The organism is Salmonirosea aquatica (assembly GCF_009296315.1).
Taxonomy (GTDB): Bacteria; Bacteroidota; Bacteroidia; order Cytophagales; family Spirosomataceae; genus Salmonirosea; species Salmonirosea aquatica.
In genome coordinates this window covers 2,246,881-2,264,340 of record NZ_WHLY01000002.1, presented here as the reverse complement: position 1 = coordinate 2,264,340, position 17,460 = coordinate 2,246,881, and the positions used below count along the sequence as shown (strand labels likewise).

15 protein-coding genes and 1 pseudogene are annotated in these 17,460 nt (G+C 50.4%); 7 read left to right on the top strand and 9 right to left on the bottom strand.

Translation table 11 applies throughout. The features are described 5' to 3' along the window. The first annotated feature begins 60 nt into the window (after positions 1 to 60). Complete coding sequence (locus GBK04_RS10470; protein WP_152759447.1) at positions 61 to 2,055, top strand: M1 family metallopeptidase; 1,995 nt, start codon at positions 61 to 63, stop codon at positions 2,053 to 2,055. A gap of 146 nt (positions 2,056 to 2,201) precedes the next feature. Further along, complete coding sequence (locus GBK04_RS10465) at positions 2,202 to 3,446, top strand: aspartyl protease family protein (protein WP_152759445.1); 1,245 nt, start codon at positions 2,202 to 2,204, stop codon at positions 3,444 to 3,446. An 18-nt stretch (positions 3,447 to 3,464) separates the two neighbouring features. On the opposite strand, the pseudogene GBK04_RS10460 reads toward GBK04_RS10465, so the two are convergent. The 5 genes and pseudogenes from GBK04_RS10460 to yihA all read right to left on the bottom strand — a co-directional run bounded on the left by GBK04_RS10460 (position 3,465) and on the right by yihA (position 7,616). After that, positions 3,465 to 4,408 (bottom strand): annotated as a pseudogene (locus GBK04_RS10460) (3-oxoacyl-ACP synthase III family protein). 133 nt (positions 4,409 to 4,541) lie between these two features. Further along, entirely contained in the window at positions 4,542 to 5,684 is a 1,143-nt protein-coding gene (locus GBK04_RS10455; protein WP_152759441.1) for a glycosyltransferase, read from the bottom strand. After that, the gene (gene deoC, locus GBK04_RS10450) at positions 5,681 to 6,355 is read right to left on the bottom strand and encodes a deoxyribose-phosphate aldolase (RefSeq protein WP_373330881.1); all 675 of its coding nucleotides are present in this window, start codon (positions 6,353 to 6,355) and stop codon (positions 5,681 to 5,683) included. The genes GBK04_RS10455 and deoC overlap by 4 nt, the downstream gene beginning before the upstream one ends. Positions 6,356 to 6,442: 87 nt before the next feature. Further along, on the bottom strand, positions 6,443 to 6,904 hold the full coding sequence (locus GBK04_RS10445; protein ID WP_152759437.1) for a DUF5606 family protein: 462 nt from the start codon (positions 6,902 to 6,904) through the stop codon (positions 6,443 to 6,445). A gap of 97 nt (positions 6,905 to 7,001) precedes the next feature. Continuing rightward, positions 7,002 to 7,616: a ribosome biogenesis GTP-binding protein YihA/YsxC gene (yihA, locus tag GBK04_RS10440; protein ID WP_152759435.1), complete on the bottom strand. Its 615-nt coding sequence runs from the start codon at positions 7,614 to 7,616 to the stop codon at positions 7,002 to 7,004. Positions 7,617 to 7,801: 185 nt separating this feature from the next. Between yihA and GBK04_RS10435 the strand changes: the two genes are divergently transcribed. Beyond that, positions 7,802 to 8,263 (top strand): thioredoxin family protein, encoded by a 462-nt coding sequence (locus GBK04_RS10435; protein WP_152759433.1) that lies wholly within the window; start codon positions 7,802 to 7,804, stop codon positions 8,261 to 8,263. Between the two features lie 68 nt (positions 8,264 to 8,331). Here GBK04_RS10435 and GBK04_RS10430 read toward each other — a convergent pair whose 3' ends face one another. The 4 genes from GBK04_RS10430 to GBK04_RS10415 form a co-directional block, all read right to left on the bottom strand. Continuing rightward, positions 8,332 to 9,462, bottom strand: a complete 1,131-nt coding sequence (locus tag GBK04_RS10430) for a DegT/DnrJ/EryC1/StrS family aminotransferase (RefSeq protein ID WP_152759431.1) — start codon at positions 9,460 to 9,462, stop codon at positions 8,332 to 8,334. Between the two features lie 53 nt (positions 9,463 to 9,515). Beyond that, positions 9,516 to 10,112: an acetyltransferase gene (locus GBK04_RS10425; protein WP_152759428.1), complete on the bottom strand. Its 597-nt coding sequence runs from the start codon at positions 10,110 to 10,112 to the stop codon at positions 9,516 to 9,518. Positions 10,113 to 10,177: 65 nt separating this feature from the next. Further along, entirely contained in the window at positions 10,178 to 10,780 is a 603-nt protein-coding gene (locus GBK04_RS10420; RefSeq protein WP_152759426.1) for a sugar transferase, read from the bottom strand. 14 nt (positions 10,781 to 10,794) lie between these two features. Then, on the bottom strand, positions 10,795 to 13,206 hold the full coding sequence (locus tag GBK04_RS10415; protein ID WP_152759424.1) for an alpha-ketoacid dehydrogenase subunit alpha/beta: 2,412 nt from the start codon (positions 13,204 to 13,206) through the stop codon (positions 10,795 to 10,797). 225 nt (positions 13,207 to 13,431) lie between these two features. On the opposite strand from GBK04_RS10415, the gene GBK04_RS10410 reads away from it, so the two are divergent. From GBK04_RS10410 to GBK04_RS10395, 4 genes are all read left to right on the top strand, one after another. Then, the gene (locus GBK04_RS10410) at positions 13,432 to 13,836 is read left to right on the top strand and encodes a DUF1573 domain-containing protein (protein ID WP_152759422.1); all 405 of its coding nucleotides are present in this window, start codon (positions 13,432 to 13,434) and stop codon (positions 13,834 to 13,836) included. Between the two features lie 192 nt (positions 13,837 to 14,028). Next, the gene (locus tag GBK04_RS10405) at positions 14,029 to 14,499 is read left to right on the top strand and encodes a hypothetical protein (protein ID WP_152759420.1); all 471 of its coding nucleotides are present in this window, start codon (positions 14,029 to 14,031) and stop codon (positions 14,497 to 14,499) included. 70 nt (positions 14,500 to 14,569) lie between these two features. Continuing rightward, positions 14,570 to 16,342, top strand: a complete 1,773-nt coding sequence (locus GBK04_RS10400; RefSeq protein WP_152759418.1) for a glycoside hydrolase family 9 protein — start codon at positions 14,570 to 14,572, stop codon at positions 16,340 to 16,342. A 52-nt stretch (positions 16,343 to 16,394) separates the two neighbouring features. Continuing rightward, a complete protein-coding gene (locus GBK04_RS10395; RefSeq protein WP_152759416.1) occupies positions 16,395 to 17,381 on the top strand; it encodes an aldo/keto reductase in 987 nt (328 codons plus the stop codon). Positions 17,382 to 17,460 lie beyond the last annotated feature (79 nt).

The following is a 17,460-nucleotide window of genomic DNA, read 5'->3' as shown; positions in this document are numbered from 1 at the left end:
AAAATTACAAAAAGGCCAATTCCCTCGTTAAGTAAAGTACCATTCACCAATTTATAAATAATGAAGCACTCATTTGTTCGCTTAGGATTCATGGCTTTTTGGCTATTGGCGAGCCTAAGCACCTTTGCCCAGGAGGCCACGAAGTCGGCCTATGACGCCCACGTCCTATTCAATCCCTTGCTTAATTTCCAGCCCGGTAACGAGTATCGTACTGCGGGTGGCTCGCCAGGGCCCCGCTATTGGCAAAATCGGGCCGATTACAAAATCAACATCGCCCTCGACGAAGCTGCCTCGACCCTTTCGGGTGATGTGGAAATCACGTATAAGAACAATAGTCCTGAAGATCTGAAATTTTTGTGGCTACAGCTTGAACAAAATGCCTTTAGCGATACCTCGCGCGGAGGCCGCACAACGCCGATTACGGGGGGACGCTTTGGGAATATCGGATTTGCCGGAGGCGACAAGATTACCTTTGTTACTGTGCAGCAGGGTAAAGGCAAAGCCGTGGACGCGCAGTATATCATCAACGACACCCGAATGCAGATCCGCTTGAAGGATCCGCTGAAGGCCAACGGGGATGTTATTAAAATCAAGGTAGGGTACTCCTTCATAATTCCTCCCTATGGTTCCGATCGCATGGGTACCCTGGAAACCAAAAATGGAATTATATATGAAATAGCGCAATGGTACCCTAAGATGTGCGTCTACGACGATATCGAAGGTTGGAACGTGTTGCCCTACCTGGGGGCTGGCGAGTTTTACCTGGAATACGGCGATTTTGAATACGCTGTGACTGTCCCCTGGGATCATATCGTGGTAGGTTCGGGCGAATTGATCAATGCCAGCGAGGTACTTACTAAAGAGCAACGGAACCGTCTTGAGCAGGCCGCCAAAAGCGACCAGACCGTTATGATCCGTACGGCTGAGGAAGTGACCAACGCGGAATCACGTCCCAAACAGTCGGGTACCTTGACGTGGCGTTTCCGATGCCAGCAAAGCCGCGATGTGGCCTGGGCCACATCCAAGGCTTTTGTATGGGATGCCGCACGCATGAACCTACCCAGCGGCAAAACCGCACTGGCCCAATCGGCCTACCCCGTTGAAGACGGGGGTGAAAAGGGCTGGGGGCGTTCTACGGAGTATGTGAAAGCGTGCATTGAATTCTATTCCAACTACGTATATGAGTTTACCTACCCTGTAGCTACCAATGTGGCAGGGATTGTAGGAGGTATGGAGTATCCGGGTATTGTATTCTGTTCCCATTCCGACCGCGGGGCTAGCCTGTGGGGCGTAACCGACCACGAGTTCGGCCATAACTGGTTCCCGATGATTGTGGGTAGCAACGAGCGCAAATATGCCTGGATGGACGAAGGATTCAACACATTTATTAATTTCCTCTCAACGGATGCATTTAACAGCGGCGAGTACAAGAGCAATCAGATGAGCGACCAGCACCGTATTGCACCGGCCTTATATCCACCCGGCGATGATCCCATTATGGCCATCCCTGATGTGATAAGAGCTAACAACCTGGGAATTGAAGCCTATTACAAGCCGGGTATCGGCCTCAGAATGATGCGCGAGCAGATACTTGGGAAAGATCGCTTTGACTATGCATTCCGGGAATATGTGAAGCGTTGGGCGTTTAAGCACCCTACGCCATACGATTTCTTCCGTACTATGGAAGATGCCGCTGGCGAGGATCTGGGCTGGTTTTGGAAAGGCTGGTTTTTTGAAAATTACAAACTTGACCAAAGCGTAAAGGACGTAGCGTATGTGGAACAGAACCCCCAGAAGGGAGCGCTAATCACGATCGAAAATCTGGACCAACTGGCCATGCCTGCAACCGTAGAAATGGAAGAAGCCAATGGAAATAAGACCCGGGTGACGCTGCCTGTGGAGATTTGGCAGCGTGGAGGAAGCTGGACTTTTCGGACCGATACGCAGCAGCCCCTCCGTTCGGTGAAAATTGATCCTGATAATCAGTTGCCGGATGTAAAACCATCGAATAATACATGGAAACCGATTCGCTACTCGGTCCCTGAGCCTAACTAAGTAGAAAAAACAGAATTCGGTGAGATGCCGCAACGGTGGGAAAGAAACTTGTGTTTCTACCCTGCCGTTGCGGCATCTTTGTGGATAGAAAGTAGCAATTTCAGGGAAAATTTTTGCAAATTGTGGAGCTTTGTTCAGCCGTGAGAATGAAAATAATTCTACTCTTTGCCCTAATGCTTACCCTTACTTCCGGTCCTTTGGAAACAAAGGCACAGGCGAAGCGTTTTGGCTTTCATCTCATACAAAAACGCCGAAGCACCCGTATTCCGTTCGAGCTGCACGCCAATTTAATCATCATTCCAGCCTGCATAAACAATTCGGATACCCTCCATTTTATTCTTGATACGGGTGTAGGTTCCACGATCATTACCGATCCGACAGTGACTCCCTACATTAATTCCCAATTTGTGCGTGCGATCAGGCTCGATGGCGTCGGTCAGGACAGTACCATGGAAGCCCAGGTCAGTATCGGCAACACATTGCGGGTAGGATTTGCCCGTACGTTTAACCACAACCTGGTCGTATTGCAAAAGGATGTATTGAAGCTGTCAGAACTGATCGGCACGCCCATCAATGGTCTGATCGGCTACGAACTCTTCGAAAGATTCGTGGTGACTATTGATTTTCGGCATCGTGAAGTTCTGCTTCAGCTTCCCGAGTACTATAAATACCGGCCTAAAAAAGGAGCGTTGGTACCCTTGGATCTGGTAGATAGGAAGCCATACATTGAAGATGTTACCATTCGCGGTAAAGGGGGGGAACAAAAAGTAAAACTACTGTTGGATACCGGGGCAGGCCATGCCGTGATGCTGAATACCTATTCGACGCATATTCCCTTGCCAGATACGACCATTGACGTACAATTGGGGATTGGTCTATCGGGTAAAATCAGTGGTTCCCTGGGGCGCTTAAAAGGTATTAAGATTGGGGGATATAACCTTTCAGACGTTGTGACGTCTTTTCCCGATAGTCTTTCTTTTGGGGGAAAGTTAGGGCCCAATACAGGGCGCGAGGGGAATGTTGGAGGAGAGCTACTGCGGCGGTTTCGGGTGACGATCAATTACCCCGATCGATACATGGTCTTGAAGCCCATCCGAAAAGCCATGAAGGAAACCTTCGAACATGATATGAGTGGAATGGATTTGCGGGCTAAAGGCGAAAAATTCAATGAGTACTACGTTGATAAGGTAATAGAAGATTCGCCCGCCGACGCTGCCGGCTTGCAGAAAGACGACCGACTGATGTTTATTGGCAATTCTTCGGCGAGTGAACTCAATATGACTGAAATTTATAAACTTCTCCAACGCAAGGAAGGGAAAGCCATTGACCTCGTGGTAAACCGGAAGGGAAGCCTGGTATTTACTACCTTGATTTTAAAACGAATTATCTAGACAGGCTATGGAAATCAATCACACCTCGATAAGCATGGCCCCATAGGAGTACCCCCGCCAAAGACCGTCACGACGAGCCGCTGTCCTTTTTCAAAACGATCGAAGTTTTCAGATAGTGCAATGGCACAGCCTGCGCAGCCGGTGTTGCCCAGCCGCTGGATGTTCGAAAGCAGTTTGTCTTCTGAAATGCCCAGGGTACCTATTACATTGAGGCTGATGCGGTGATTGGCCTGGTGAGGGATCAGGTAGTCGATATCGGCAATGGTCAGACCACAGGCTTGCAGTACCTGCTGGCTTACTTTAGGCATGTAGGTGCAGGCATTCTGGAACACATCCCGGCCATAAGGCATCACCACGCCTCGCTCGTTGGGCCGTAGCACTACGGCTTCAATTGCTTTTCCGCTTGTGGCCGCACCTCCGGTAATCAATTTACGAATAAAAAGATCGGAATCGGTTTGTCGCTCTTTAGAAATCAGTAGCGCCGATGCCCCGTCGCCCCACAAATGCCCCGAAATGGTATCCCGTTCGTTGTAGTAGGCAGTGTTATGGTCAGACACAACCACCAAAGCCCGGGTGGCTTTCTTCATAGCAAAGTACCCCTCTACCAGTTCAATAGCATTGAGTAGCGACGAGCAGGCCGACGAAACCGACACGACGGGTATATCCGGTATTTCCAGAAAATGCTGCACGGCATGTGCAGGGGATACGATCGTATCATAAGGCGTATACGTAGCTCCTACGATCAGATCAATCTCATTCTTGCTGTACGGAATCGTTTCAAGCAGACTTTTGACTGAGTCGATGGCCATGGTATTGGTGTTTTCGCCATCGCCTGCCTTCCGGCGTTCGCTGATACCCGTACGTTCTACGATCCACTCACTGGAAAGGTTATTTAATTCAGTAAAATATTCATTACCAATTATTTCGCTTGGCAGGTAATGACTCACCCGGTTAATATACATAGTAGATTGGATGGCTATTCGAAACGATACGCAAGAATACTTCCGAAAGTTAAATATTTCGTAGAAAGCATGGTACTAAATATTTGAACAATTCAATAAAGTATTAAAATATTTCTGTTAAAATTATTGATAATCAAAATCTTGGCTCGGCCAAAGGAGCTTCACCAAGTATAGTACGGTAATACTCCATAAGAATCCGCTCCTCACTCTGCCAATTATACTTATTTTTCACGGCCTCACGGCCTCTTTCGCCCATTATTTGCCGCTCTGCCGGATCCGCCACCAACTCCTGCATTCTTTCAGCTAGGGCCGGAGCATCATAGGGAGATACACAAAAACCGCACCGATGTTTTTCGACTACCTGCTGATACAGAGGAAAATCCGAAGTGATGACCGGAATCCTGAGCGCCATGTACTCAAAAAGCTTAGTAGTATAGGAATCGGGATAATCTCCTACGGGTTTGAGCAGCGCGAGGCCGGCGATCGCCTTGTGAGCCTGTGCAAGGGCAACGCGCTGATCAGTATAGCCATAAAAAACCAGATTCGGTTGAATTGTTTTGAAGTGCGGCAACAATTCCATCTCTCCTTCTGAAAATCGGATGGGACCGAACAGGTGAATCTGAACTTCAGGGCAAGTCTTGACAAGCAGCGCTACCGCAGCTACTAAGATATCGAATGACCTTTCAAGGGAAATGACGCCACTGTAAATAAAAAAAGGACGGTCGGTAAGGGGCTTGGAGGGTACGGGCAGGCTATCCAGAAAAGGCAGTGCCGCATAATTATGAATTATGGCGGAGGGGTACCTCAATTTCCGATACTCATCCCGGTAAGCATCTTCAGTAAGAATACAGTAAAAGTTTCGTCGGGCCAGATGGTCGAAAAGGTGAAAAAAATATCTGAATATGAATTCGTTGTTGTAGCGTTTCAGGGCAAACTTTTTGTAAAGATTCTCCTGAATTTCATAGACAATGCGGGCTCCGAAAAATCGGAAGACAAATGCCAGGGGGATTAGTTCAGGAACAAAGATGTGTACCACGTCGGGGCGAAACCGCAGGCATTTCCAAAGTACGACGGGATGGCAAAAAAGTAGCCGAAATAATAACTGGCGAAAGCGGGGTAGTTTTACCGAGGTCCTCACGCCCGTCTGACCAGGCGAAAGCAAACCAGGTAGCGCCAGCATGACCTCATACCGCCGGGCCAGGGCGGGTGCGATTTTATACACGATGCGGGGATCGGCGAATGGATGCACGGTGCTAAGTAGCAAAACCCGTTTCATGCTTTGCTCATTAGAGATACGCCGGCTGACGTCCCCAGCCGGCTGGCACCCGCCTCAATCAATGCCATTGCCTGCTCGTGGGTGCGAATGCCACCTGAAGCCTTGATCCTTATTGACTCAGGTAGTAGCTCGCGTAGTAAGGCTATGGTAGCAGGGTCGGCACCCGCAGGAGCAAAGCCTGTGGAAGTTTTGACAAAATCAGCCTGCGCTTCCGCACAAATTTCACAGGCCGTGTGGAGTTCAAACTGATCCAGATAGGCAGTCTCGATAATCACCTTTACAAGCGTGTGGCTGGCATGGGCTAATTCTATGAGCTGGCGTAGTTCGTCCTGCACGCTAAGGTAGGCTATGGACTTGAATTGTGCCAGATTCATTACCACGTCCAACTCAGTAGCTCCGTCGCGCAGAGCATTTTCGGCTTCATGAAGTTTAGTGCTGGTTGTAGCATAACCCAGGGGAAATCCGACCACCGTAGCAATTTCAATCGGAATGGGACAAAATTCAAGCATCTCCCGGGTATAGCGTACATAAGTAGGGGCTATACACACTGCCTTGAATGCATGTAGCCATGCTTCCTCACACAACTTGCGAATGTCCGTTTCGCTGGCGATGGGGCTAAGCAGCGTGTGATCGATGTAGGAGTTAAGATGTATGGGGGTGGGATTGCTCACAAACGGGGCGGGAAGCTGAATTGCAAAAATAAAGAAACCCCGCAAATACTCGCGGGGTATGGACCATACAATGAAACAACAGTTGCGCTATTCCGTGGCTGTTTCTTCGCTCTTTTGACTGGCTACGATAGTTTTTTTTGATTCCTCTTCTTCAAAGGCGCCGGGATAATTCTCCGAAATCGTATTGTACCAGGAAATGATTTTCTTGATGTCAGATACGTACACGCGTTCCCGGTCAAACTCAGGAAGTACTTTATCTAAAAATTCGATCAGGTCTTTATCGGAAGCTTCTTTAATAGAAATCTCTACCTTATCACCATGAATATTCTTGATATTCATGAATACATCCGAAAGAGGCACTGAATCCTGTTTGCCTACCACAAAAATGGATACATCCTTAAGCACCGACACCCGCGCACTGGCCCCGATCATCGTTTTTTCCTTCTTTCCATCCAGGCTTTCCACAATAACACCCGAGCGACTCGGCTTCAGGATACGATACAGGCCACTCTTGCCTGACACATTGGCAATCTCTTTTAGTATTTCCATTCCAGGTTTTAGTCTATCTACACAAAAAATTTAACAGATTCGCTTTCTGTTTCCAGAAAAGAGCCGCAAAGTAACGCAAAGATCAGCGGCTAAGCAACTAAGCGCTTTCTGAACTTAGAAACGCGTCGTTGTAGGTTTGTATTGTTTCCAGTAAAGGATCACGTCCTTGCCCTTTTTCGGCCGAGGTCACAAAGGATAACGGCAATTCTTCCCACGTTTCCAGCAGTTTTTCCTGATAGCTGGCGACCTTTTCAGGCAGTTCGTGGTTTTTTACTTTGTCGGCTTTGGTGAAGACCAGATGAAAAGGGATGCCTTCTTCGCCGAGCTGCTCGATGAACTCCATATCTACCTTTTGGGGAGGATGGCGGCTATCCACCAGCACGAAAGTACATACCAGGTTTGGCCGATAGCGAAGGTACTCATAAATCATATGCTCCCACTTGGCCCGCTCGGACTTGCTGATCTTGGCGTAACCATACCCTGGCAAATCGACCAGGTACCAGGCATCATCCACCAGAAAATGATTGATAAGCTGCGTTTTGCCCGGAGTTTGCGAGGTTTTGGCCAGTCCTTTGCGCTGGGTGAGCATGTTGATGAGCGATGACTTGCCCACATTGGAACGCCCGATGAAGGCGTATTCGGGTAAGGTAGGGGGCGGGCACAGCCGGTAATCGGTATTGCTGGTTACGTAGCTGGCGGTCTGGATAGTCATGGCAGGGCGCTTAAGTTTTGAGCGTGCAAAGATAGGGCTTTTTAGACAATGCCTGGCCAACCTGTCTTGTGCGTCAGCCAGTTGGTTTTTTTCTAGAAAAGGGATGAAAATTTTTCGAGCGAAACGAAAATCGCATTACTTTACGTTATGTACGTGCTTGATCATGTATCACTAAAATAACCATAATGAAAAGGTTTCACAAGGTATTCTGGGTAGGGGGATTGATATTGCTGACCACCGGCGGAGGATGGGCCGACGGGGGGAAAGACAAAAAAGCAAGGCCCACCGAAAGTGAAGGAATTCAGTTTACAGACGCAGCCTGGGCAACTGTGGTGAAAAAAGCGAAAGCGGAAAATAAAATCATATTTCTGGATGCCTACGCCAGCTGGTGTGGACCTTGTAAACTGTTGCAAAAGAATGTATTCACCCGTCCTGATGTGGGCGAATTGTTCAACAAGAATTTTATCAACGTCAAGGTAGATATGGAGCGGGGCGAAGGCCTGCAACTCGCCCGCCTGTTTCCTTTAGAAGCTTACCCTACCTTGTTCTTTATTGAGCCAAATGGAAAAATTGTCAAAAAGGTAATCGGGTATCAGACACCCGAAGCGCTGATTGGTATTGGCAAAAGCGTGACGAAATCGCTGTAAAGAATTCTCACTTTTGAGATGAACTAGCGCGAAGGCCCGGATCTAATTGATCCGGGCCTTCGCGATGATTAGGAAAACTGGTCTTTGATGCATTCGGCAATTCGCTGCAAGTCCAACTCACTCAGATTAGAACCGGAGGGTAGGCACAGTCCATGTTCAAACAGCGATTCCGCTACCTTACCACCAAAATAGGGGGCTTCTGAAAATACCGGCTGCCGGTGCATGGGCTTCCAGAGAGGCCTTGACTCGATGTTTTCTTTTTCCAAAGCCAGGCGGATGCGCTCGCGGGTGATTCCGCCTGCTTGTTGAGGAAATACCGTCATACAACTGAGCCAGCGGTTGGAAAAACTCCATTCGCCTTCTTCCTGAAAAGATATACCCGGCAAGGTACCCAGGGTACCTTTGTAAAAATCGAAATTAGCCCGGCGTTGGGCTACCCGCTCGTCAATCACTTCCAGTTGGCCCCGGCCTATTCCCGCGCACACATTGCTCATGCGGTAGTTGTAGCCGATTTGTGAATGCTGGTAATGGGGTGCAGCATCACGCGCCTGCATAGCCAGAAACCGGGCCTGCCTGATGGATTCTTCGTTTTTAGACAGTAGCGCTCCTCCACCCGAAGTCGTGATGATTTTGTTCCCATTGAACGACAGAACTGACATGGCTCCAAAAGAACCCGCCTTTCGACCATAATAGGTCGATCCCAGTGCTTCGGCGGCATCTTCAATAAAAGGTACCTCGAAGTCTTCACATATTTGCAGTACCTCTTGCAATTTGGCAGGCATCCCGTACAAATGTACCCCAATGACTGCCTTTGGCTTTTTGCCTCTATCCGTATAATATGTGAGTGCTTTTTCCAGGGCATCGGGACAAAGGTTCCAGGTATCGCGCTCGCTGTCGATAAAAACGGGTGTAGCACCCTGATACACGATCGGATTGGCCGAAGCAGAGAAGGTAAACGACTGGCACATCACTACGTCGTCTTTCTTTACGTCCAACATAATTAAAGCTAAATGCAGGGCGGCCGTACCCGACGACAGAGCCGCCGCATGTGGGGTACCTATGTAGTCGCAAAGTTCTCGCTCGAAGCCATCGACATGTGGGCCAAGGGGCGCGATCCAGTTCGTATCGAAGGCTTGCTGCACGTAAGCGATTTCGCGCCCGCTCATGTGCGGAGAAGAAAGCCAGATCTTGTTGTTCAAAATTGGTAGTGTAAATGATGAATGAATCTACTAATGGGGGGCGCTTGAGCTGATTATGAGGTAGCGATGATTCGGGCGGGATTACCGCGGACCGTTGCTCCGTTGGGAACACAAACGGTGACCACGCTACCCGCAGCAATAAGACAGTCGGCTCCGATGGTAAGATTCGGTGCTACCACGCTACCCGCGCCAATTAGTGTATTTTCTCCTACCTGAACGGAACCGCAAAGCGTGACGCCGGGAGCCACATGAACAAAATCCCCCAATTTACAATCATGATCGACTGTAGCACCGGTATTTACGATCACGTGCTTGCCCATTGAGGTACCTACCTGCACAATGGCACCTTGCATGATCACGCTACCTTCACCTACGGTAACGTTCGTGTCAACCAGAGCAGTTGGATGAATAGCCGTTCCAAAAACATGCTGAATGTGGCGGGCGATTTGTCTACGGACAGCATTGTAGCCAATGGAAATAATCAGCGGAGCTGTCGGTTCATGCTTCGGATCATAGGTACCTATCACCGGAATTCGTTCGAGCAATTTCTTCTCCGGATCATCATCAAAGATGGCCGTCACGCGCTGTCCGTTAGCTTCCAATATCGACAGAATCACCTTGGCATGGCCACTGGCACCGTATAGCAGCATCGTTGTTGAACTTCGTGAATGTTGAGTTGATAATTTGCCGCTTGCGACGCTGTCGGCATCTCCCTCTATCCTCCCCTGAATTTCTCCATGGTCGCTGAGGTTTCGGACGTTATTCCTTCACTCCGGATTATTTTTGCCAAAGTTAAAAATACGATCCTTACGTCCAAACCCAGCGAAAGGTGTTCGACGTACCATACGTCATGGGCAAATTTATCAGTCCAGCCCAGAGTATTGCGGCCGTTGACCTGAGCCCAACCGGTAATACCAGGACGCACATCGTGGCGCTTTCGCTGGGTTTTATTGTACAAAGGCAAATACTCGACCAGCAAAGGCCTCGGCCCAATCAAACTCATGTCGCCCCGCAGTACGTTCCAGAGTTGGGGGAGTTCGTCGAGCGAGGTTCTGCGCACGAATTTACCAATCCGGGTCAACCGTTCGGCGTCGGACAAGAGCTGCCCGGCGGCATCGCGGCGGTCGTTCATGGTTTTGAATTTTATTACCGTAAAAATACGGCCGTTCTGTCCGGGTCGCTCTTGCCGGAAAAAAGGTTTGCCTCCATTGGCTACCGCCAGAAAAAGCGTAATAAGTACCAGGAAAGGAGAAAGTAAAACCAGCAATAGGAACGACACCGCCAGGTCAAGCATCCGTTTGCCAAAACGTGCGTACATAGCAGGTACCCTGGCTACAGGTAATTCGGAAAATGGTGCGGCTCGGCTTCATGAAGAAGGGCATAGGCCGCTTCTACCACATCCTCTACATTCGGTTTGGAAAAATAGTCGCCATCGGATCCGTACGATGGGCGGTGCTCTTTGGCGGAGATTGTCTGGGGAGCAGAATCAAGCCAGCGGTAGGCATTTTGTACTTCCAGTACCTGTTGCATCATGAAGGCCGAAGCACCACCGGGTAAATCTTCGTCTGCAAAAATCACCCGGTTAGTTTTCTGAATGGACTTCACAATACGTTGATCCAGGTCGAAGGGGAGCAGAGTCTGTACATCGATCACTTCGGTTTCGATGCCCAGGCTGGCCAGCTGAGAAGCGGCTTCCAACACGATGCGGCACATGGAGCCGTAGGTGACAATGGTGAGGTCGGTACCTTCCCTTAGGAGCTCGGGCTGCCCAAGAGGAACCGTGTATTCGCCCAGATTGTCGGGTAGTTTCTCCTTGAGGCGGTAGGCATTCAGAGGTTCCACAACCAGCGCGGGATCGTCGCCCTGCATCAAAGTGTTGTACAATCCTGCCGCCTGCGTGAAATTACGGGGTACTACGATATGTAAGCCGCGCAAGCTGCCCAGCATGGCTCCCATGGGCGAACCTGAATGCCAGATGCCTTCGAGGCGGTGGCCCCGCGTACGGATGATGAGCGGAGCCTTCTGCCCGCCCGCCGTGCGGAAGCGCAGGGTGGCCAAATCGTCGGTCAGGGTAGCCAGAGTATAAAACACGTAGTCGAAATACTGGATTTCGACGATAGGCCGTAGTCCGCGCATCGCCAGGCCGATTCCCTGGCCGATAATGGTGGTCTCACGAATGCCTGTATCAGTAATGCGTATTTCGCCATACTTTTCCTGTAGGCCCGCCATCCCCTGATTCACGTCACCAATATGCCCCACATCTTCACCCAGGGCTACCACCCGCAGATCACGGGCAAACAAAATATCGAAATAAGCGCGGATCACTTCGCGCCCATCGACTGTCGGGCCATCTTCCGAGTAGGTAGGCGGGATGGATTCAACCCGCAGGGGCGATTCGTCGGATTCGCTGTATAGGTGAGCACTGAAGCGTTTTTCATTGCGAAGCAACTCCCCGTGCAGCCACTCCTTCAGAGGTGGTACAGTGGCAATCGGTTCATCGCGCAGGGCTCTCAAGGCCTTACGAACTGCCATTACGATGTCGCGCCGAATGGGATAATGCGCTCTGTTTAAATCGTTGATGCTATCCTTAAGATCGTCCGTATGGTGGCTGCTTTCCCGGGTTGCATTTTCGAGCAGCAGCTGCACGTCTTTCAAATCGTCCTCGATGGGCTGTCGATAGGCTTTCCAAGCCTCATTGCGGGCCTCCCGGGCGGTTTCCTTTGCCTCATTTTCAATCGCTTCCAGTTCTTCGGAAGCAGCATAGCCATTTTCAAGAATCCACTCCTTGAACCGCAGATTACAGTCATGCTCGGCTTCCCACAGCAGTCGCGCGTCCCCTTTGTAGCGTTCGTGCGAACCCGAAGTAGAATGCCCCTGGGGCTGGGTCAATTCCTGTACGTGCACCAGTACGGGTATCTGTTGGCTGCGGCAGAGTTCAGCCGCTCGTTGGTAGGTTTCTACCAGGGCCGGGTAGTCCCACCCTTTTACAGTGATTATTTCTACACCGTCTTCGTGGGGTTCGCGCTGGAGTCCGGCCAATGCTTTGGAAATGCTGCTTTTAGTCGTCTGGTATTCAATCGGCACCGATATTCCATAGCCATCGTCCCAGACCGACATCAGCAGGGGTACCTGTAGCACGCCGGCCGCGTTCATGGTCTCCCAGAACATACCCTGCGACGTAGAGGCGTCGCCGATCGTGGCAAACACGATTTCGTTACCTTTATGGGAAAAAGTGGTAAGGTACTGAAGGTCTTTGTTGAGTCGATAGAGTTTGGAGGCGTAGGCCAGTCCCAGCGAACGGGGAATCTGCCCGGCGGTAGGCGAAATGTCACATACGGAATTATAAAGTTGGGTCTGGTCTATCCATTTGCCGTTTTCGTCGAGCCAGCGGGTGGCATAGTGGCCATTCATGGAGCGGCCTCCGGTGTGCGGCTCGTGGTGCAGGTCAGGATGAGCGTATAGCTGCGCAAAAAACTGTGTCCAGGTCAAATTCCCTAAGGCCGCTTCAATGGTCTGATCGCGATAATATCCCGACCGGAAGTCTCCCCGCTGGAACACGTGGGCCAGCGCAAGCTGAGCTACTTCCTTACCGTCGCCAAAGATTCCGAATTTCGCCCTACCGCCCATCACGTCCTTCCGTCCCAGCAGGCTTACCTGTCGGCTTTCGCAGGCAATCCGATAGTCCGTAAGTACTTTCTCGACGCTGAATACACTATTTTCCGGTAAGGTTTCGTTTAGAAGCATAGCATTTTGGTAATACCACTCGGGCAAATATTCTGGGTTAAGTTACGTTTAAAAACGATTTTCGTCAAAATTAAAATTAAAAATTCCCCTTTCAAAAAAACGATTTCTTACGTTACTTTGTTGGAAATGTGCCGCAGCGATTGAAAAGCTCGGTGAAACGTAGTAGTAACGATTCTCCTATTGTCTTAGCAAACAAATTATTCACTATTTAATTTTAAGCATATTATGAAAAAGTTTTTTGCGGTTCTGGTACTTCTGTTGACGGTAGCTTCGATGAGCTTCGCGCAGAAGGGTGTAATGAAGTTCAAGGAAGAAACCCATAATTTCGGTAAGATCGAGCAGGGCAAACCCGTTACCCAGGAGTTCGTATTTACCAATACCGGCACGGATCCGATTGTCATTACCAATGTGAGTGCTTCCTGTGGCTGCACCACGCCGAGCTACACCAAAGATCCTGTACTTCCCAAACAAACGGGAACCATCAAAGCTACCTACAACGCAGCTGCTATGGGTACCTTCAATAAATCGATCACGGTATTCAGCAACGCCGAGTCACCCAGCTTGACCCTTTTCCTCAAAGGTGAAGTAGTCGAGAAAGGCGCCGCTTCCAAGCCTTCTTCCGAGAAGTAGGCTTGTGAAAAATGCATATGTATGAAAAAGAGGCGGGTTCCACGCAGGAACCCGCCTCTTTTTTGTTCATGTGTTTCCAAGCAGTGTGTTTCCAAGCAGCGGGGGTGTGGTAGGTCGAGGTAAAAACCACATTATTTTTTTAGATTTACCCGGGAAGCGATTTTTCAACCTTCGCCGTAGACTCTGCAAATCATGCGTACCCGACCGGTATTCCGGGCACTTCTCCTGTTAAGCGCCCCTTTGTTCAACAATTGCAATGGACAGGCAACGCAAACGCCTACCCACAACCCTTTACAGCAAATTCAGGAGTCGCATATCGAAGCCAATGTACCCGACGAATCCCGATTTGCAGCTTTCATGCAAAGGGATCTGGAAGAGTACTTTTCCGATGACTACGGTAAAAAAGTCACTGTCCAGTGGGAGTTTTTGCGGGAAGGGGCAACCCAAAGCGGTGTTGCCTACCCTAAATATTACCTCTGGACTAAAATTTATGTGGGTGAAAAGTTCCTAAATGAGGGCGCGGTACGAGTGGCAGCGATCGAAAAGACGACCTTTGAGGTGACGAATTTTGTGAGTATCGATGAAATCAAAAAAAAGAAGCAGGATATCTATCTGGTATTTCCCGCCCCGGTTTGTGAGAAGATCAAAGCCAAAATCCATTGACACTACCTACCTACTTATGAACCTTTTTGAACGAGAGACAACCAGCCCTAAACCCGGTGAATCCAACAAAATGAAACACAGGTACTCCGCCTCTTACTTGGGAAAGCTTCTACTCACACTGTTCACTATCGTCCTGCTCAAGGGCGTCAGCGCCCAAACCCCAACCGAATCTATTCGCCTGAATCAGGTAGGTTTCTATCCGCAGGCGCCCAAACTGGCCGTGGTAATTAACGCGGAGGCAGGAAAATTTTCCATCCACGCACCGGAAAGTAAAAAGGTGGCTTTCGAAGGTACCCTCAGCGAAAGCCGTCGTTCGCCGTTTTCGGACAAAACAACCCGGATCGCTGACTTTTCGGCCCTGACTCAGCCGGGTGCCTACGTACTCGAGGTACCTGGTACGGGTACGTCCTACCCTTTTGAAATAAAAAGCAACGTTCACGAAGCCGCCTCTAAAGCGGCTATCAAGGGCTACTACTTCCAGCGTCTGTCGATGCCTTTGGACAAAAAATACGCGGGAAAATGGGCACGGCCCGCGGGTAATCCTGACACCGATGTGAAGATTCACCCCTCGGCTGTAGGGACTGGCCGACCTGCGGGCACCAGCATTTCGAGTCCGGGCGGTTGGCTGGATGCCGGCGATTATAATAAGTACATTGTGAACTCCGGCATCACCATGGGTACTCTGCTTTCGGCCTATGAGGATTTTCCCGAGTACTACTACAAGCTTACACTGAACATCCCCGAAAGCAACAATCAGGTACCCGACCTGCTCGATGAGGTACTCTGGAACCTGCGCTGGATGCTCACCATGCAGGATCCTACCGATGGCGGGGTGTACCACAAGCTGACCAATGCTTCCTTCGACGGGATGATCATGCCCGATAAAGCCACCAAAACCCGCTACGTGGTGCAGAAGGGTACCGCTGCCGCCTTGGATTTTGCGGCCGTTATGGCACAGGCCAGCCGGGTGTACAAACGGTACGAGACACAACTGCCCGGCCTGGCCGACAGCTGCCTCATTGCGGCGCAGCGCGCCTGGGGCTGGGCGAAGGTACATCCGGACGTGGCGTACGATCAGAATGTCCTGAATAAAACCTTTGATCCGGACGTAGTGACGGGGGCTTACGGCGACCGCCGGTTTGACGATGAATTCATCTGGGCGGCCTGCGAGTTGTACATAACCACCCGCAGCGAGGATTACTACACGGCGGTGAATCTGTATCCTGACGACAAAATGCCGCTGCCTTCCTGGGCGCAGGTACGGTTACTGGGCTACTATTCACTACTGCGCTTTGCTACAGAACTACCACCCATCGCCAAAAAGGACATGGATCAGCTGGGGAGGCGCGTATTGGCCATGGCGGATGCCCTGATCGAAGGTACCGATACCCACTACCTGAATACCGTGATGGGACACCAAAAGTCGGACTATGTGTGGGGGAGCAGCTCGGTGGCGGCCAATCAGGGAGTGGCCGTTTTGCAGGCCTTCCGGCTTACCAAAAATGTGAAGTACCTCGATGCCGCACTCATGAATCTGGATTATCTGCTGGGCCGCAATGGCACGGGCTACTCGTTTCTGACGGGGTTTGGGAGCAGGCAAGTCATGCATCCGCACCACCGCCCTTCCATAGCCGACGGCGTGGCGGAGCCCATACCGGGCCTGCTTTCGGGCGGGCCCAATCCCGGTAAGCAGGACAAATGCACGACCTATACCTCCGACCTGCCCGACGAAGCTTTTACGGATGACGACTGCTCGTATGCGTCCAACGAAATCGCCATCAACTGGAACGCTCCGCTGGTGTACCTGATCGGGGGAATAGAGGCGTTGCTGGGAAAGAAGTAGTCCGGCTTCATGGGGATGCCATTCAATTTTCAATCAATCAGACTTTAAAAAAATGAATTACCGAAAGCTGGGAAAAACCGGATTCAACGTATCAGAAATAAGCCTGGGTACCTGGCAGGTAGGCGGCAAATGGGGTGATGATTTCGATCATACATTGGCCGAAAGCATTCTCCACGAAGCCGTGGATGGGGGTGTCAATTTCATCGATACCGCCGATGTGTACGGCGCGGGTGAAAGCGAGAAAGCCGTGGGGAAATTTGTAAAAAGCCGCTCGGAGCGTATCTACGTAGCTACCAAGTGCGGGCGGCAACTCAATCCGCACACCAACGAAGCCTACCAGCCCGAGGTACTTCGCCAATTTGTGGAAGACAGCCTGACCAACATGGGCCTGGAAACGCTGGATCTCGTCCAGCTGCATTGTCCGCCGACGGAGGTGTACTACCGACCCGAGATTTTTGAACTCTTCGACCGCCTGAAAGATGAGGGTAAAGTACAGAATCTGGGTATCAGCGTCGAGAAAGTGGAAGAAGCGCTGAAAGGCATCGAGTTTGACAACGTAACGACGGTGCAGATTATCTTCAATATGTTCCGGCAGCGGCCTTCGGAGTTGTTTTTTGAGCAGGCCAAAAAGAAAAACATTGGGGTCATCGTGAGGGTACCTTTGGCCAGCGGTCTGCTAACCGGGAAATTCTCGAAAGAATCCACCTTCACCGAAGGCGACCACCGGAATTTCAACCGCCACGGCGAAAAATTCGACCGGGGCGAAACCTTCTCCGGCGTGGACTACGAAACCGGCCTGGCGGCAGTCAACGAACTGAAAGCAGTATTTCCCGGCTACGAGAATCTCGCGCCGGTAGCACTGCGGTGGGTATTGCAATTCGACGGCGTGAGTACCATTATTCCCGGTGCCTCACGGCCCGACCAGATGGAATCCAACCTGAAAGCCGCTGAACTGCCCCCGCTCACCACGGAGCAAGTGCAAGCGGTAGACGAAATTTATGCGAAGTACATTAAGCCTCGCGTGCATCAGCTGTGGTAGCCTACCATTTGTCCTGAATTATAGACCCGTAATAAAGAATAGCTTGGGAGTGTTAGGAAATCTTGTCTAATTGGAAAGG